The 14,879-nt window shown below is 74.2% G+C and carries 13 protein-coding genes; 8 read left to right on the forward strand and 5 right to left on the reverse strand.

Annotated features, from left to right (window positions below):
* The first annotated feature begins 25 nt into the window (after positions 1-25).
* The 3 genes from DMP17_RS22220 (at position 26) to DMP17_RS22230 (ending at position 4,430) form a co-directional block, all read left to right on the forward strand.
* Positions 26-1,426 (forward strand): class II fumarate hydratase, encoded by a 1,401-nt coding sequence (locus DMP17_RS22220; protein WP_337830479.1) that lies wholly within the window; start codon positions 26-28, stop codon positions 1,424-1,426.
* 139 nt (positions 1,427-1,565) lie between these two features.
* On the forward strand, positions 1,566-2,855 hold the full coding sequence (locus tag DMP17_RS22225; protein ID WP_337830480.1) for an EAL domain-containing protein: 1,290 nt from the start codon (positions 1,566-1,568) through the stop codon (positions 2,853-2,855).
* Positions 2,856-2,900: 45 nt separating this feature from the next.
* Positions 2,901-4,430 (forward strand): ATP-dependent DNA ligase, encoded by a 1,530-nt coding sequence (locus DMP17_RS22230; RefSeq protein ID WP_337830481.1) that lies wholly within the window; start codon positions 2,901-2,903, stop codon positions 4,428-4,430.
* On the opposite strand, the gene DMP17_RS22235 is transcribed toward DMP17_RS22230, so the two are convergent.
* Positions 4,361-5,137, reverse strand: coding sequence for a UTRA domain-containing protein (locus DMP17_RS22235; protein ID WP_337830482.1), 777 nt, complete (start codon positions 5,135-5,137; stop codon positions 4,361-4,363). The genes DMP17_RS22230 and DMP17_RS22235 overlap by 70 nt on opposite strands.
* Positions 5,138-5,227: 90 nt before the next feature.
* On the opposite strand from DMP17_RS22235, the gene DMP17_RS22240 reads away from it, so the two are divergent.
* Together DMP17_RS22240 and DMP17_RS22245 are read left to right on the forward strand one after the other, a co-directional pair.
* Entirely contained in the window at positions 5,228-6,673 is a 1,446-nt protein-coding gene (locus DMP17_RS22240) for a GuaB1 family IMP dehydrogenase-related protein (protein ID WP_337830483.1), read from the forward strand.
* Between the two features lie 43 nt (positions 6,674-6,716).
* Entirely contained in the window at positions 6,717-7,541 is an 825-nt protein-coding gene (locus DMP17_RS22245) for a class II aldolase/adducin family protein (RefSeq protein WP_226355242.1), read from the forward strand.
* Between the two features lie 48 nt (positions 7,542-7,589).
* Here DMP17_RS22245 and DMP17_RS22250 read toward each other — a convergent pair whose 3' ends face one another.
* Together DMP17_RS22250 and DMP17_RS22255 are read right to left on the reverse strand one after the other, a co-directional pair.
* Positions 7,590-8,870 (reverse strand): PhoH family protein, encoded by a 1,281-nt coding sequence (locus DMP17_RS22250; protein WP_062400360.1) that lies wholly within the window; start codon positions 8,868-8,870, stop codon positions 7,590-7,592.
* Between the two features lie 454 nt (positions 8,871-9,324).
* Complete coding sequence (locus DMP17_RS22255) at positions 9,325-10,578, reverse strand: DUF885 domain-containing protein (protein ID WP_337830484.1); 1,254 nt, start codon at positions 10,576-10,578, stop codon at positions 9,325-9,327.
* Positions 10,579-10,888: 310 nt separating this feature from the next.
* Between DMP17_RS22255 and DMP17_RS22260 the strand changes: the two genes are divergently transcribed.
* The gene (locus tag DMP17_RS22260) at positions 10,889-11,278 is read left to right on the forward strand and encodes a hypothetical protein (protein ID WP_208818823.1); all 390 of its coding nucleotides are present in this window, start codon (positions 10,889-10,891) and stop codon (positions 11,276-11,278) included.
* A 1,135-nt stretch (positions 11,279-12,413) separates the two neighbouring features.
* Entirely contained in the window at positions 12,414-12,845 is a 432-nt protein-coding gene (locus tag DMP17_RS22265) for a hypothetical protein (RefSeq protein ID WP_226355240.1), read from the forward strand.
* A 134-nt stretch (positions 12,846-12,979) separates the two neighbouring features.
* Here the strand turns inward: DMP17_RS22265 and DMP17_RS22270 are convergent, their stop codons facing one another.
* Positions 12,980-13,750: an isoprenyl transferase gene (locus DMP17_RS22270; protein ID WP_208818822.1), complete on the reverse strand. Its 771-nt coding sequence runs from the start codon at positions 13,748-13,750 to the stop codon at positions 12,980-12,982.
* A gap of 116 nt (positions 13,751-13,866) precedes the next feature.
* Here DMP17_RS22270 and trhA point away from each other — a divergent pair, with 116 nt between their 5' ends.
* The gene (trhA, locus tag DMP17_RS22275; RefSeq protein ID WP_337832711.1) at positions 13,867-14,493 is read left to right on the forward strand and encodes a PAQR family membrane homeostasis protein TrhA; all 627 of its coding nucleotides are present in this window, start codon (positions 13,867-13,869) and stop codon (positions 14,491-14,493) included.
* A 25-nt stretch (positions 14,494-14,518) separates the two neighbouring features.
* Here trhA and DMP17_RS22280 read toward each other — a convergent pair whose 3' ends face one another.
* Complete coding sequence (locus DMP17_RS22280; RefSeq protein ID WP_083658998.1) at positions 14,519-14,830, reverse strand: hypothetical protein; 312 nt, start codon at positions 14,828-14,830, stop codon at positions 14,519-14,521.
* Between the last annotated feature and the right edge of the window lie 49 nt (positions 14,831-14,879).

A 14,879-nucleotide genomic window follows, 5' to 3' on the forward strand; every position in this document is an offset into this window, starting at 1 on the left:
GTCGTGGAGGAGTAGACCTTCGCCCATGAGCGAGGACTTCCGCATCGAGCACGACACCATGGGCGAGGTCCGGGTCCCCGCCGACGCGTTGTGGCGGGCCCAGACCCAGCGCGCGGTGGAGAACTTCCCGATCTCGGGCCGCGGCCTGGAGCGCGCCCAGATCCGCGCACTCGGCCTGGTCAAGGCGGCCGCGGCCCGGGTGAACGGCGAGCTGGGCGTACTGGACGACGACCGGGCCCGCGCGATCGCCGCGGCCGCCGACGAGGTGGCCGCGGGCGGGCACGACGACCACTTCCCGGTCGACGTCTTCCAGACGGGCTCGGGCACGTCGTCGAACATGAACGCCAACGAGGTGATCGCCTCGCTGGCCGCCCGCGCCGGCACCGACGTGCACCCGAACGACCACGTCAACGCCTCGCAGTCGTCGAACGACGTCTTCCCGACGACCATCCACCTCGCCGCCACCGAGGCGCTGGCGACCGAGGTCGTCCCGGCGCTGCAGCACCTCGAGGCCGCGCTGCGCCGCCGCGCGGCGGACTGGTCGGAGGTCGTGAAGGCCGGCCGCACCCACCTCATGGACGCCGTCCCGATCACCCTCGGCCAGGAGGCCGGCGGCTGGGCCAGCCAGGCCGGCTACGGCGCCGACCGCGTCCGCGACGCGCTCCCCCGCCTCGCCGTCCTGCCGATCGGCGGGACCGCGGTCGGCACCGGGCTCAACGCTCCGGACGGGTTCGGCGCCGCGGTGGTCACGAAGCTGCGCGAGGCGACCGGTCTGGAGCAGCTCGCCGAGGCCACCGACCACATCGAGGCCCAGGGCTCCCGCGACGGCCTGGTCGAGGCCTCCGGCGCGCTGCGCACCGTCGCCGTGTCGCTCTACAAGATCGCCAACGACCTGCGCTGGCTGTCGTCCGGTCCGCGCACCGGGCTGGCCGAGATCCACCTGCCGGACCTGCAGCCGGGCAGCTCGATCATGCCGGGCAAGGTCAACCCGGTGATCTGCGAGGCCACGATGATGGTCTGCGCGCAGGTCATGGGCAACGACGCGACGGTCGGCTTCTCCGGCAGCCAGGGCAACCTGGAGCTGAACGTGATGATGCCGGTGATGGCGCGCAACGTGCTGGAGTCCGCCCGGCTGATCGCGAACGCGGCGCGGCTGCTCGCCGACAAGGTCGTCGACGGGATGGAGGCCGACCTCGAGCGCACCCGCGAGTACGCCGAGTCCTCGCCGTCGATCGTCACCCCGCTCAACTCCAGGATCGGCTACGAGGAGGCGGCGGCCATCGCGAAGCAGGCGCTGAAGGAGCGCCGGACGATCCGCGAGGTCGTGATCGAGCGCGGGCACGTGGCGAACGGGACGCTCACCGAGGCCGAGCTGGACCGCGCCCTGGACGTGCTGGCGATGACCCGCGGCGAGAAGCGCTCCTGACCCCCGGCTGCGCCCGGTCACCGGCCGGGCGCACCGGGTCAGTCCATCCGCTGTTCACCTCCGCGTCCCCGTTCGGTCCACATCGACGTGACACCGTGTGTGCGTCAGTCGATCACTGTCACTCGAACGGACCTCTCCCATGCCCGACCAGCGCTTCGCGTACGTCCCCGTGCACGATCTGCGCTCCGGTCGCTGCACCGGGGTCGAGGTCGTGCCGCGCCTGCACCACGACGCGGTGGCCGTCGCGGCCCGCGACCGCGGCTGGGACGCCCGCCGGATCGCCGAGCTCAACGCGGGCACCGCGGTCTCCGCGGTCGCGTCCGCCCGGTCCTGGGCTGCCGCCGTCCCGGTGCAGGTCGACGTCGCCGCGGACACCGTCCTGCACGCCCGCGGACGGCTGCGCGCCATGCTCGGCGGCACGTCCGACCCGGTCGCTCCCCTGCTGGAGGTCGGCCCGCCGATCGCCGCGGCCGCCCCGGCGGAGCACCTCGTCCCGGCACTGGCCGAGCTGCGGCGCTGGGGGTTCCGGATCGGTCTCGACGGGGCCGGGCGCGCGTTCGGTCCGGAGCTCGTAGCCGCCGTCCGGCCGGACGTGGTGAAGCTCGAGCCGGACCTCTGCGACGGGGTGCTCGACACGGGGGCCGGCGCCGCCGTCCGTGCCGTGGTCGAGGTGTCCCGCGCGGTCGGGGCGCCGGTCGCCGCGACCGGGGTCCGCGACGCGGCCCGGCTGACGGGGCTGTTCGCGATCGGGATCGCGTTCGCCCAGGGCCCGTTGCTGGGTGGGACGCGCGCCGCGCCCGAGGCCGACCCGGCGACCCGCGCGGAGCTGCTCGGCCTGCTGAGCGCGATGCCACAGCCCGCCGCCGGCCGGACCGCCGCCGTCCGTCCCGTCCCGGGGCGGCCCGGGCCCGGCCACCCGGCGCCGGAGCGCGGCGAAACGCCGGAGCCCGCCGCCACCCCGGTACCCGTCCCGGCCGGTCCGCCGGTGCGCGGGCTCGCGGTGCCGGCCGTGACTCTGCCCGCCGACGCCGTCGGCGACACCGCCCGCGAGGCGCTGCGCGCCCGCCCCGACTCGGCCGGGATCGTCCTGGTCGACCGGGCGCACCGGCCGGTCGGCTACCTCGACCGCAGCCGCGTCCTGCTCCAGCTGGCCGGCCGGTTCGGGCACGCGCTGTGGGCCGAGAAGCCGGCGGCCGAGCTGGCGGACCCGCCACGCACCGTCGACGAGCGGACCCCGCTGCACCGCGCGATGGAGATCGGTCTGTCCGGCGACCCGGCCCGCGGCTACGACGACCTGGTCGTCGTCGCACCGGACGGCACCTGCCGCGGGGTCGTCCCGGTCGCCGAGCTGTGGCGCCGCGCCATCCTGCCGCCCGCCGCGTCCGGCCCAGGCCCCGTCCCGGTACCGCAGGCCGCGCGCACCGCCTGATCCGACGACGCGCGAACTGTCGGGGGTCGCTGCTTCACTGACCCCGTGCTGTTCACCGACGTCGTCACCACCTCGGCCGCGGTCGGGGCGACCCGCGCGCGCAAGGAGAAGACCGCCGCGCTCGCCGGGCTGCTGCGCACCGCCGCGCCGGCCGAGGTCGTGCCGGTCGTCGCCTGGCTGTCCGGGGTCCCCCGGCAGGGCCGGATCGGGACCGGCTGGCGGACCCTGTCGGGCGTCGACGTGCCGGCCGCGGCGGAGCCGTCGCTGACGGTGGAGCGGGTCGACGCACTGCTCGACGAGCTGGCCGGCACCGCGGGGACCGGCTCGGCGGCCCGGCGCCGCGAGCTGCTCACCGAGCTGTACGGCGCCGCGACCACCGAGGAGCAGCGCTTACTGCACCGCCTGCTCACCGGCGAGCTGCGCCAGGGCGCCCTCGAGGGGCTGATGGTGGACGCCGTCGCCGCCGCCTCCGAGGCACCCGCGCCCGCGGTGCGCCGCGCGTTCATGCTGTCCGGCCGGCTGCCGGAGACCGCGGCCACCGCGCTGACCGGCGGACAGGACGCGCTCGCCGCGATCGGGCTGGAGGTGGGCAGGCCGATCCGGCCGATGCTCGCCTCCCCCGGCGACTCGCTCGACGCCGCGCTGGCCGGGCTCGGCACCGACGTCACCGTCGAGCACAAGCTCGACGGCGCCCGCATCCAGGTGCACCGCCGCGGCGACGAGGTGCGGGTGTGGACGCGCACGCTGCGCGAGATCACCGACGGGGTGCCCGAGCTGGTGGAGCTGGTGCGCGGGCTGCCGTGCGACACCGCGGTGCTCGACGGCGAGACCCTCGCCCTCGACGACGACGGCCGCCCCCGCCCGTTCCAGGACACGATGAGCCGGTTCGGCACCGAGGAGCGGGTACCGGACGTCCTGCTGTCGCCGTTCTTCTTCGACCTGCTCCACCTCGACGGCCGCGACCTGGTCGACGAGCCCGCCGAGGTCCGGCTCGACGCGCTCGCCGGGCTGCTCGCCGCGGACACCCACGCCGCGCTGCGGATGCCGGGGGTGCGGCGGCCGTCGCCGGAACAGGCGGCCGCGGTCCTCTCCGAGGCGCTGTCGGCGGGGCACGAGGGCGTCGTCGTGAAGGACCTGGCCGCGCCGTACGCGGCCGGGCGGCGCGGCAAGGCCTGGCAGAAGGTGAAGCCGGTGCACACCCTGGACCTGGTGGTGCTGGGCGCCGAGTGGGGCTACGGGCGGCGGACCGGGTCGCTGTCGAACATCCACCTCGGCGCCCGCGACCCGGACGGCGGGGAGCCGGTGATGGTCGGCAAGACGTTCAAGGGGATGACCGACGAGCTGCTGGCCTGGCAGACCGCGACCTTCCCGGAGTACGAGACGGCGCGCGAGCCCGGCGTGGTGCACCTGCGGCCCGAGCTCGTCGTCGAGATCGCACTCGACGGCGCGCAACGCAGCACCCGCTACCCGGGCGGGGTCGCGCTGCGCTTCGCCCGGGTGCTGCGCTACCGCCCGGACAAGACCCCGGCCGAGGCCGACTCGCTGGAGGCGGTGCGGGCGCTGCTGTCGGGCTGAGCGGCCGCGGCGCCGTCGCGGGCCACCGGGACCGTGCCTGACGGGTCGGCGCGCAGCACGCTGACGGCGAGGACCCGGCCGTCGTCGCCGGTCAGGGTGCGTTCGGCCCCCAGCAGCGGGGCACCGGCGGCGACGCCGAGCAGCGCCGCCGAGTCGGGGTCGGCGGGCACCGGGCCGGACCGGGTTCCCGCCCGCGCGGGACGCAGCCCGGCGTCGGCGAGCTGCCGGTCGAACGGGCCGGTCCCGGGCACCGCGAGCAGCAGCGCCGCGGCCTCGGTGGCCAAGTAGTGGGTCTCCAGCACCGCGCCGCCACCGGCCGTCGCCGAGACGCACTCGGTGCGCAGGCACGGCGTGCCGACGGGGACACCGAGCCAGTCGGCGAGCACGTCGGGCGCGGCGATCCCGGTGCGTTCGAGCCAGCGCGGGACCCGGGTGCCCGTGCCCGTGACGGCGGTCCGGCCGGGGTAGTGCGGGCGGGCGACGATCCGGTGCGCGGTCGGCCCGGGCCGCAGCAGCCCCTCCTCGCGGAGCAGCCCCAGCGCGGCGCGGACGGCGCTGCGCGGCACACCGTGGCGCACCATCAGCTCGTCCTCACCGGGCAGTAGGTCCCCGGGGCGCCCGCGCCCGGCGACGGCGATGCGCAGCAGGTCCCGGAGCCGGCGCGCGTCGGACGCCCGCACGTGGTGGGACGGCGACGGCACCGGCATGTACCCGACGGTAGGCACACGGGGTTGCCCGGCGGTTCCCCTCACATGACGGACGCGTGACAACGCCCCGGGGCGTAGCATCCCGACATCGTGCGCTTCCTCGACGACCGCCGGCCCGAGCACGACCTGACCTACGACGACGTCTTCCTCGTCCCGCGCCGTTCCACGGTGACGTCCCGGTTCGACGTGGACCTCACCGCCCCGGACCGCTCCGGGGCCACGGTGCCGGTCGTCGCGGCGAACATGACCGCCGTCGCCGGCCGCCGGATGGCCGAGACCCTCGCCCGCCGCGGCGCCCTGACGGTGCTGCCGCAGGACGTGGCGACCGACGCCGTCGCGGAGATCGTGACCTGGATCAAGTCCCGGCACCCGGTGTGGGACACCCCGCTGGTGCTGCGCACCTCCGACGCGGTGGCCGACGCGCTGAACCTGCTGCCCAAGCGGGCCCACGACGCCGTCGTGGTCGTCGACGACGGCGGCCGCCCGGTCGGGACCGTGTCCGAGGCGCACTGCGCGGGGGTGGACCGCTTCACCCGGCTCGCCGACGTCCTCGACCCCGACCCGCTGGCGCTGCCGCTGGGCACCGAGCCGCGGGAGGTGTTCGAGCAGCTCGACGCCGGTCGGAAGGCGGTGGCGCTCGGCCTCGACGGCGACGGCCGTCTCGCGGGCCTGCTCACCCCGCTCGGCGCGATCCGGGCCGGGATCTACTCCCCCGCCCTCGACGGCGCGGGCCGGCTGCGCACCGCGGCCGCGATCGGCATCAACGGCGACGTCGCGGTGAAGGCGAAGGCCCTGCTCGACGCCGGTGTGGACGTGCTCGTCGTCGACACCGCGCACGGCCACCAGGAGAAGATGTTCGAGGCGCTCGGCGCGGTCCGCCGTGTGGTCGACCAGGCCGGGGCCGCGGTCCCGGTCGCCGCCGGCAACGTGGTCACCGCCGAGGGCGTCGCCGATCTGGTCGACGCGGGCGCCGACATCGTCAAGGTCGGCGTCGGCCCCGGCGCCATGTGCACGACCCGGATGATGACCGGCGTCGGGCGCCCGCAGTTCTCCGCGGTCGCCGAGTGCGCCGCCGCGGCCCGCGAGCGCGGCGCCGTCGTCTGGGCCGACGGCGGGGTGCGCCACCCGCGCGACGTCGCACTCGCCCTCGCCGCGGGCGCGGCCTCGGTGATGATCGGCTCCTGGCTGGCGGGCACCTACGAGTCCCCCGGCGACCTGCTGCGCGACGAGCACGGCCGCGCGTACAAGGAGTCGTTCGGGATGGCCTCCAAGCGCGCGGTCAGCGCCCGCACCCGCGGGGACAACGCGTTCGACCGGGCCCGCAAGTCGCTGTTCGAGGAGGGCATCTCGTCCTCGCGCCAGCGGCTGGACCCGGACCGGCCGGGCGTGGAGGACGTGCTCGACGAGATCTGCTCGGGCGTCCGCTCCGCGTGCACCTACGCGGGCGCGCGCTCGGTCGACGAGCTGCACGAGCGCTCCGTCGTCGGGGTGCAGACCACCGCCGGGTTCACCGAGGGCACCCCGCACGGCCGCTGAGCCACCGCTTGACCCGGGGCGTGATCCGGCGCACGGTCGGGTCATGGCCGCCCCCACGCAGGACACCACCACCAGCAGCTCCGGTACCGCCGCCCTCGGCGGCGGTGGTACCGGCGGTCTGCCCACGCCGCCGACGTTCGCCACCTCCGCCGAGGAGCGGCTGCACCGCAAGCAGCAGCTCGCCGGCGCGTTCCGGATCTTCGGCCGGTTCGGCTTCGGCGAGGGCATCGCCGGGCACATCACCGTGCGCGACCCGGAGGACCCGGAGATGTTCTGGGTCAACCCGTTCGGCATGAGCTTCCGGCACATCCGGGTCTCGGACCTGATCATGGTCGACCACCACGGCACGGTCCGGCACGGGAACCGCCCGGTGAACCAGGCCGGGTTCGTCATCCACTCGGCCGTGCACGCCGAGCACCCGCACGTCGTCGCGGCCGCCCACGCCCACTCGGTGTACGGCAAGGCGTGGTCGTCGCTGGGCCGCCCGCTGGACCCCATCACCCAGGACGCCTGCGCCCTCTACGAGAACCACGGCGTCGTCCACGAGGGCGCGGGCGCGGTCGTGCTCGACCCGGAGGCGGGCCGGGCGCTGGCCCGCGGCCTGACCGACCGGAAGATGGTGTTCCACCAGAACCACGGGATCTTCTCCGTCGGTGAGACCGTCGCCGAGGCCGCCTGGTGGTTCATCTCGACCGAGCGCAACTGCCAGGCGCAGCTGCTCGCCGAGGCCGCGGGGACGCCGACGCTCGTCGACCACGCCAACGCGCGGTTCACCGCCGAGCAGACCGGTACCCCCTACGCCGGCTGGTTCTCCTACCAGCCGCTGTGGGACGAGGTCGTCCGTACCGACCCGGACCTGTTCGACTGAGCACACGGCCCCCGTCCGCGGCTGCGGACGGGGGCCGGGCCCGGCACCTCAGGAGTTGGGTCCCTCCAGCATCTCCGTGACCAGCGCGGCGATCGGCGAGCGCTCGCTGCGGGTCAGCGTGACGTGCGCGAACAGCGGGTGGCCCTTGAGCTTCTCGATGACGGCGTTGACGCCGTCGTGCCGTCCGACGCGCAGGTTGTCGCGCTGCGCGACGTCGTGGGTGAGCACGACGCGCGACGCCGTCCCGAGCCGGGACAGCACCGTGAGCAGCACGTTGCGCTCCAGCGACTGCGCCTCGTCGACGATCACGAAGGTGTCGTGCAACGACCGGCCGCGGATGTGGGTCAGCGGCAGGACCTCCAGCAGCCCGCGGGCGATGACCTCGTCGATGACGTCCTGGCTGACCATCGCGCCCAGGGTGTCGAAGACGGCCTGCGCCCAGGGCTGCATCTTCTCGACCTCGCTGCCGGGCAGGTAGCCGAGGTCCTGCCCGCCGACGGCGTAGAGCGGCCGGAAGACGACGATCTTGCGGTGCTGGCGTCGTTCCAGCACCGCCTCCAGACCGGCGCACAGCGCGAGCGCCGACTTGCCCGTCCCGGCGCGGCCGCCGAGGGAGACGATCCCGACCTCGTTGTCCAGCAGGAGGTCCAGCGCGATCCGCTGCTCGGCCGAACGGCCGTGCAGCCCGAACGCCTCCCGGTCCCCGCGCACCAGCTTGACCCGCTTGTCCGCGGTGACCCGCCCGAGCGCGTTCGACGCCCCGACCAGCCGCAACCCCGTGTTGCAGGGCAGGTCGCGGGCCTCGTCGTGGTCGATGACGCCGTCGCGGAACAACGCGTCGACGTCCTCGGGGGTCACCTCCAGGTCGGTCATCCCGGTCCAGCCGGAGAACAGCACGTCCTGGCCGTGGTACTCGTCGGCGTCCAGACCGACCGCGGCGGCCTTGACCCGCAACGGCATGTCCTTGGTGACCAGCGTGACGTCCGCCGGTGCGGCCGGGTCCGCCTTGAGGTTCAGCGCACAGGCCAGGATCCGCGAGTCGTTCGAGTCGGTGCGGAACCCGGCCGGCAGGACCGTGGGGTCGGAGTGGTTCAGCTCGACGTGCAACGTGCCGCCGGACTCGCCGATCGGCACGGGTGCGTCGAGACGGCCGTGCTTGACGCGCAGCTCGTCGAGCTGGCGCAGCGCGGTCCGGGCGAACCAGCCCAGTTCGGGGTGGTGACGCTTGGCCTCCAGCTCACTGATGACGACGAGCGGCAGGACGACCTGGTGCTCGTCGAAGCGCTGCAGCGACCAGGGGTCGGACAGCAGCACGGACGTGTCGAGCACGTAGCAGCGGGTGGTACCTGCCGGTGCGTCCCCGACGGACCCCTGGGGTGCGGAGGTCGGGTCGGTGAGGGCGGGACGACGATCGGTCACGGGTGCTCCCTCGCAGGCGCGGCACCGCGCCTGCTCTGCGTCGGGCCGGCCGGCCCCGGTGCGGGCCGCGACGACGCGGAGGGACCATGGCGGTCCTCCGGCCGGCACGCCCGCAAGGGCCGGGTGCCGGCCCTCTCGGGTGCGTGTGACACCACTCCAGGGCCTCCCGAACGGGCCGCATCGGGTACAGCCCGTCGTCATGGACGCTACTAGTGGTCACCCTCGTGCGGTCAATAGCAACTCTGCGTCGGATCCCTACGTTGACCCCTGATGGAACAGTCGTAACGTGCCGTTCATCGTGTGATCGGTACCGTCCGACGTCGGATCGGGTATCAGCGCCTCGTTCGGTGGCGAGCCGTTCGGCTCAGCCGAGGCGCGGCGGACGGAGTACTCCAACCGCGGCGGGGGGCGGTCCACCGCGTTCCGGACCGGGCGCGGCGCCACCGTCGGTGACCAGATCCGACGGCAGGACCGGGGTGTCGAGCAGCGTCGCCAGTGCGGCGGCGGGGCCCTCGGGGTCGGTGGCGAGCCGGGCGCGCACGAGCGGGCCGCCCTCGGCGTAGGTGACCGGGTAGGTGCGCCACTGGGGGTGGTCGAGGAAGTCGAGCATGCGCCGCGCCCGGTCGTCGTCGACCAGCAGCCAGCGTGAGAGGTGGGCGAGCACCGCGTCGGGGCCGGCGCCGTCGACGTGACGCATGAGGGCGGCGTCGAGCCGGACCCGGCCGAGCAGGTCCAGCTCCAGTTCGATCCGCTCGGCCGCCGGGCCGTCGAGGTGCACGCCCGCGCCCGCGAGGACGCGTTCGGCGACCGCGCCCCAGCCGGGGCCGGGCACCACGGCGACGGCGGCCTCCGCCGCTCCCTCCGCGACCAGCCCCTGCGGGCTGTGGACCAGCCGCAGTGCCAGCTCCGGGTACCGCGCCGATGCGACCTCGGCCCGGCAGTACTGCAGGTGGTGGCCGGGATAGGCCTCGTGGGCGAGCAGCGGCAGCAGCGACCCGGCCCGCACCCGGCCCGTCGTCGCGACCGAGATCCGGCTGCGCAGGCCCCCGCGGTAGCGGGTGAACGCCGTCCAGGGGCGGGCGCCGACGAGGTCGACGTCGGCGTGCTCGCCGTCCGGGAGCCCCAGCGTGTCGCGGGTGCGGCGACGCAGCTCGGCGACGACGGCGGTGACCGCACCGGCCAGCCGTTCCGCCGGGACGACGTCGGCGGCCCGGTGGTCCCGCATCCGGGCGGCCAGTGGGCCGCGCCCGGGCAGCACCGTCGCCAGCCTGCGGTGCGCCTCGTGCAGCTCGTCCGGCTCGCTGCGGCGCGGGAGCACCCCGAACAGGTCGCGGACCTGCTCGACGTAGCCGACGTCCTCGCCGGCGAGCAGCCGGGCCCGGCACCGCAGCGCGACCAGGAGCGCGTCCAGGTACCGGCGACGACCGTCCGGGAGCCCCGCCGCCGCGACCTCCGCACGCAGCCGCCCGGCCGTGACGACCAGCGCCGCCGGGTCCTGGACCGGCTCCGCGGCCACCCGCCGGGCGATCGACGGGTACGGCGGCGGCCCGTCCAGCACACCCGGCCGCAGCCGGTCCACCCGCGACGCGAGCTCCGCCGTCGCGTGCAGCAGGTCCATCCCCGGAGCGTAGGCGGGCCCGGAGCGGAACGACGGCGAGGGCCGCCGGTGACGCGTCCGTTCGGACGTACCCGACCACGCAGGGTACACGATCCGTGTCGGCGACAGCTCGGTCGCACGGAACCGGAACAACCTATTTGGGGAGTATCGGAACCGTCAGTGAAAGTGTACCTCGATAGGGTCACGAGATTTGTTTCGCAGGAATAACAGCGGTAGCTTTTCTCGCAGTCGGTACGGGCTCCCCCTCGTCAGCGTGCCGGCACGCGTGAGACCGGCTTCGGGCGGACTCGAGACTCAACAGGAGAAAACTGTGCTGAAGAAGGCTGGAATCGTGGTTGCGGCCTCCGCCGCGTCCCTGCTCGCCCTGTCCCCGCTCGCCTTCGCCGGCGACAAGGACGGCGACCACGGCCACAAGGGCGGCCACCACCACGGTGCCGAGAACGTCATCGACAAGGACGCCAAGGGCCTCATCGCCGGCCTGAACGGCAACAACGTCAACGTGCCGATCCAGGCCTGCAACAACAACGTCCCGGTCAACGTGCTGGGCGTGCAGGTCCCGGTCGAGGACGCCTCCGCCCTCAACGGCGTCACCGGCGCCCTGGGCATCCTGGGCAAGGCCCAGGCGAAGTCGGGCGACTCGACGACCGACCAGTCGGACAACTGCGGCCAGGAGGCCGGCGCCGGCGACTCGATCGGCTGATCTCCTCGCAGATCTGAGAATGCCCCGGAGCTTCTGCTCCGGGGCATTTTCGCGTTCCGCCCCGAGTCCACTCCCGGGTGGCCGGGATTCCGTCGGGTCACCGTTTTCCGACCCCCGGCGGACGTGCTCACCCCGTCGTGTCGAGACCTGCGGGCGCTACTCCGATTCCTCGGCTGCGCGACCACGCTCCGTGCACGAAGCCCGTCTCCCCTCGTGCCCGGCTGTCCTCGCCCCCCGGCCGCGCTACCACCCGGCGACACCCGCGCCCGGCGGCGCTCCTGCCGCCCGACCTCCTTCACGCCGGCGGCCGTGAGGCCGTCCGACGTCCCAGCACCCCCGCACGCGACTGCCGCTCAGCCGCCCAGCGGCCCTCGGTCGCGACAGATCGGGTCGCCCGCCGTCCCAGCGGCCCCGCGCCCGGCCACCTCCGGCGCCCCGGCTGCCCCGGCCGCCCGACGGCCCTCGCGGCCGACCGCCCCCGCGTCGACCGCTGCCGTCCCGGCCCGTCCGCGCTACCTCCGGCGCTCACGACCTCGTACGAGACGCCGGACGTCGGACGCCCCCATGATCGCCGGTTGTGGAGCGGAACGTCCGCGTCGCGGACGCCTGACTCCACAACCGGTGATCATGCGGCCGGACCAGGAGCCGAACCGGGTCGCCCACACCGGTTCGGCACCTGCGGCACCTCGGGTTCGCCCGCCGACCTGCGCCCCGCTCCGGCGCGGCCCACCTCTGAGGCCCACCTCCGAGGCCCACCCCGCTCGACCGTCCCGGCCGGCGCCGAACCCGTGAAGTCGATGCCCACCCGCGCGGCGGGCCGCACAGCCGGATCCCGGTACCGCCGACACCGGCCGCACGCCTCCCCCGAACGGCTCCCACCCCGCTGCCCCGACCGCCGCAGTGCCGACACGCCCGCACGCCACGCCGACCGCGCTGCGATGGCGGTGACGAATCCCCAGGTACACGAATGGTTCGCCGACTCCCTCGAAGAATTACGCAGGGTCAGATTGTCGAGCGCGAAAGCGTCCGTTAGATTGACACGCAGTCGATGCGGGCTCCCCGGTTCGAGCGTCGACAGGTACTGAGAGTTGCGCACCTTGGTCGGGCGCGCTCTCCGACTAACAGGAGACGGACTGTGCTGAAGAAGGCTGGAATCGTTGCCGCGGCCGGCGCCGCGTCGCTCGTCGCGCTGAGCCCGCTCGCGTTCGCGGGTGAGCACGGCGGCGACACCTACATCAAGGACAGCGGTAACACCAAGTCCCACGAGAGCTACTTCAGCGGCAACAAGGCCAAGGCCTCGACCGTCGAGGACTCCGAGGGCGTCGCGCAGAAGAACAGCGCCGGCCTGGTGAACCTGTCCAACAACAACATCAACGTCTCGCCGCAGGCCTGCGGGACCGCCCTCAACGGCAACAGCCTGGTCCAGGGTGCCCTGGGCGGTCTGTTCAGCGAGGCGTACAACAAGTCGGGCGTCAAGTCGGACAACAGCGTCGACTGCACCAACGCCGCCGACAACGGCGACAAGGTCGACATCGACGGTGGCAAGCACCACGGCGGTGGCAAGTAAGACCTCGCGTCACCGACGCGCGGAAGGCCCCGGGAGTCCGCTCCCGGGGTCTTTCCCGTTTCCGGGGATCGCGATCTCCGTTTCCGGGGCTTATATAACGAGCGAGTCGGCCGGAGGTTACGGTCGATCTGAATTCATCCGCCGAAACGTCGGTGCCGTGCGCCGAAGTCGCGCAGTGCCCGCAGGAAATCGACGCGGCGGAACTCGGGCCAGTAGGCCTCGCAGAACCAGAACTCCGAATGGGCCGACTGCCACAGCAGGAACCCCGACAGCCGTTGCTCGCCGCTGGTCCGGATGACGAGGTCCGGGTCGGGCTGTCCGGAGGTGTAGAGGTGCTCCGCGATGTGGTCGACGTCGAGCGACTCCGCGAGCTCCTCGATCGTCCGTCCCGCCTCCGCCTGGGTCAGCAGCATCTTGCGGACGGCGTCGGCGATCTCCTGGCGGCCGCCGTAGCCGACGGCGACGTTCAGCTGGATGCCCCCGCGGTCGCTGGTACGGGCGACCGCCGCGGTCAGCCGGTCGGCCAGGCTGCTCGGCAGCAGCTCCATCGCGCCGACCACCCGCAGCCGCCACGGGGTGTCCGGGCCGGAGAGGTCGTCGACGACCCCGGCGATGATCTCCAGGAGGTCCTTGAGCTCCTCCGGGGAGCGGGTGTCCAGGTTGTCGGTGGACAGCAGGAACACCGTGACGACCTCGACGCCCGCCTCGGAGCACCAGCCGAGCATCTCGGCGATCTTCGCCGCGCCGGCACGGTGCCCCTCCGCGGGGTCGGCCAGACCGGCCTCCCGCGCCCAGCGGCGGTTGCCGTCGAGGATGAGCGCCACGTGCCTGGGCTGCTCGGCCCCCGCGATCTGACGCAGGATCCTGCGCTCGTACACCGTGTAGAGCAGGTCTCGGAGGGCCACGTACAGGGAGCCTAGTCCCGGGTGTGGCGTTCGTCCGCCGGACGGGACCCCCGCCGTCGCGACCCGTAACGTCGGGGTGCGTGAGTATCGCCCCGTCCGCCCCGCTCAAGCCCCGTATGCGGGGCTGGCTGCACCTGTGGAGCCTCGTCGGTTCCGTGTTCGCGTGCGCCGCGCTCATCAGTGTCGCGGGGGCGCTCGTCGGGGCCTCCGCGGCCGCGGCCACGGCCGTCTACACGCTGACCACGTTCGGCCTGTTCGGGATCAGTGCGCTGTACCACCGGCAAACCTGGGTCGACCCGGCCCGGCGACGGCTGATGAAGCGCCTCGACCACTCGATGATCTTCCTGTTCATCGCGGGCACCTACACGCCGGTCTCGGTGCTGGCGCTCCCCGCGGCGACCGCCACCTGGGTGCTCGCCGTCGTCTGGGGCGGGGCGCTCGCCGGGGTCGCGCTCAAGCTCGCGTGGCCGACCGCGCCGGCCTGGGTCGGGGTGCCGATCTACGTCGCGCTCGGCTGGGTCGCGGTGTTCGTGCTGCCCGGGCTGCTGGCCGGCGGTGGCGTGGCCGCGCTCGTGCTGCTGCTCGCCGGCGGGGCCCTCTACACCGTCGGCGCGGTCATGTACGCGCTACGACGGCCCGACCCGTGGCCCGCGACGTTCGGCTACCACGAGTTCTTCCACGCCGCGACGGTGCTGGCCTGGGCCTGCCACCACGTCGCGATCTGGCTGGTGCTGCTGCGCTGACCCGCTGCGTCCGCGGGTCGGCGGCTCAGGAGCGGGCCGGTCCCGGCTCGCCGCGGTCGGTCGCGGTCCCGGATGCGGTGCCGGCCGGGTCGGATCCGCCCTCCGCGGTGTCCTCACCGTCGAAGGACTCCGGGAGCCGGGTGATCCGCTTGCTCATGTTGCGGATGAGGAAGACCGTCGCGAGCAGCAGGAGCAGCACGATCGCCAGCCCGGCGGGAGCCGCGTTGCCGAACTCGGGCAGCTGCCCGGGGGGCGGGGGCCGGTCCTGCATCGGGACGAGCAGGCCCGTCACGACCTGGTTCACCACAGCCGTCACGTTCTCGACCTGCACCGCCACGCGCCTCCGTACTCCGGTTCCCGGATCACCGGCACCACCCCGCAGCTGC

The organism is Pseudonocardia sp. TMWB2A (genome assembly GCF_017312135.1).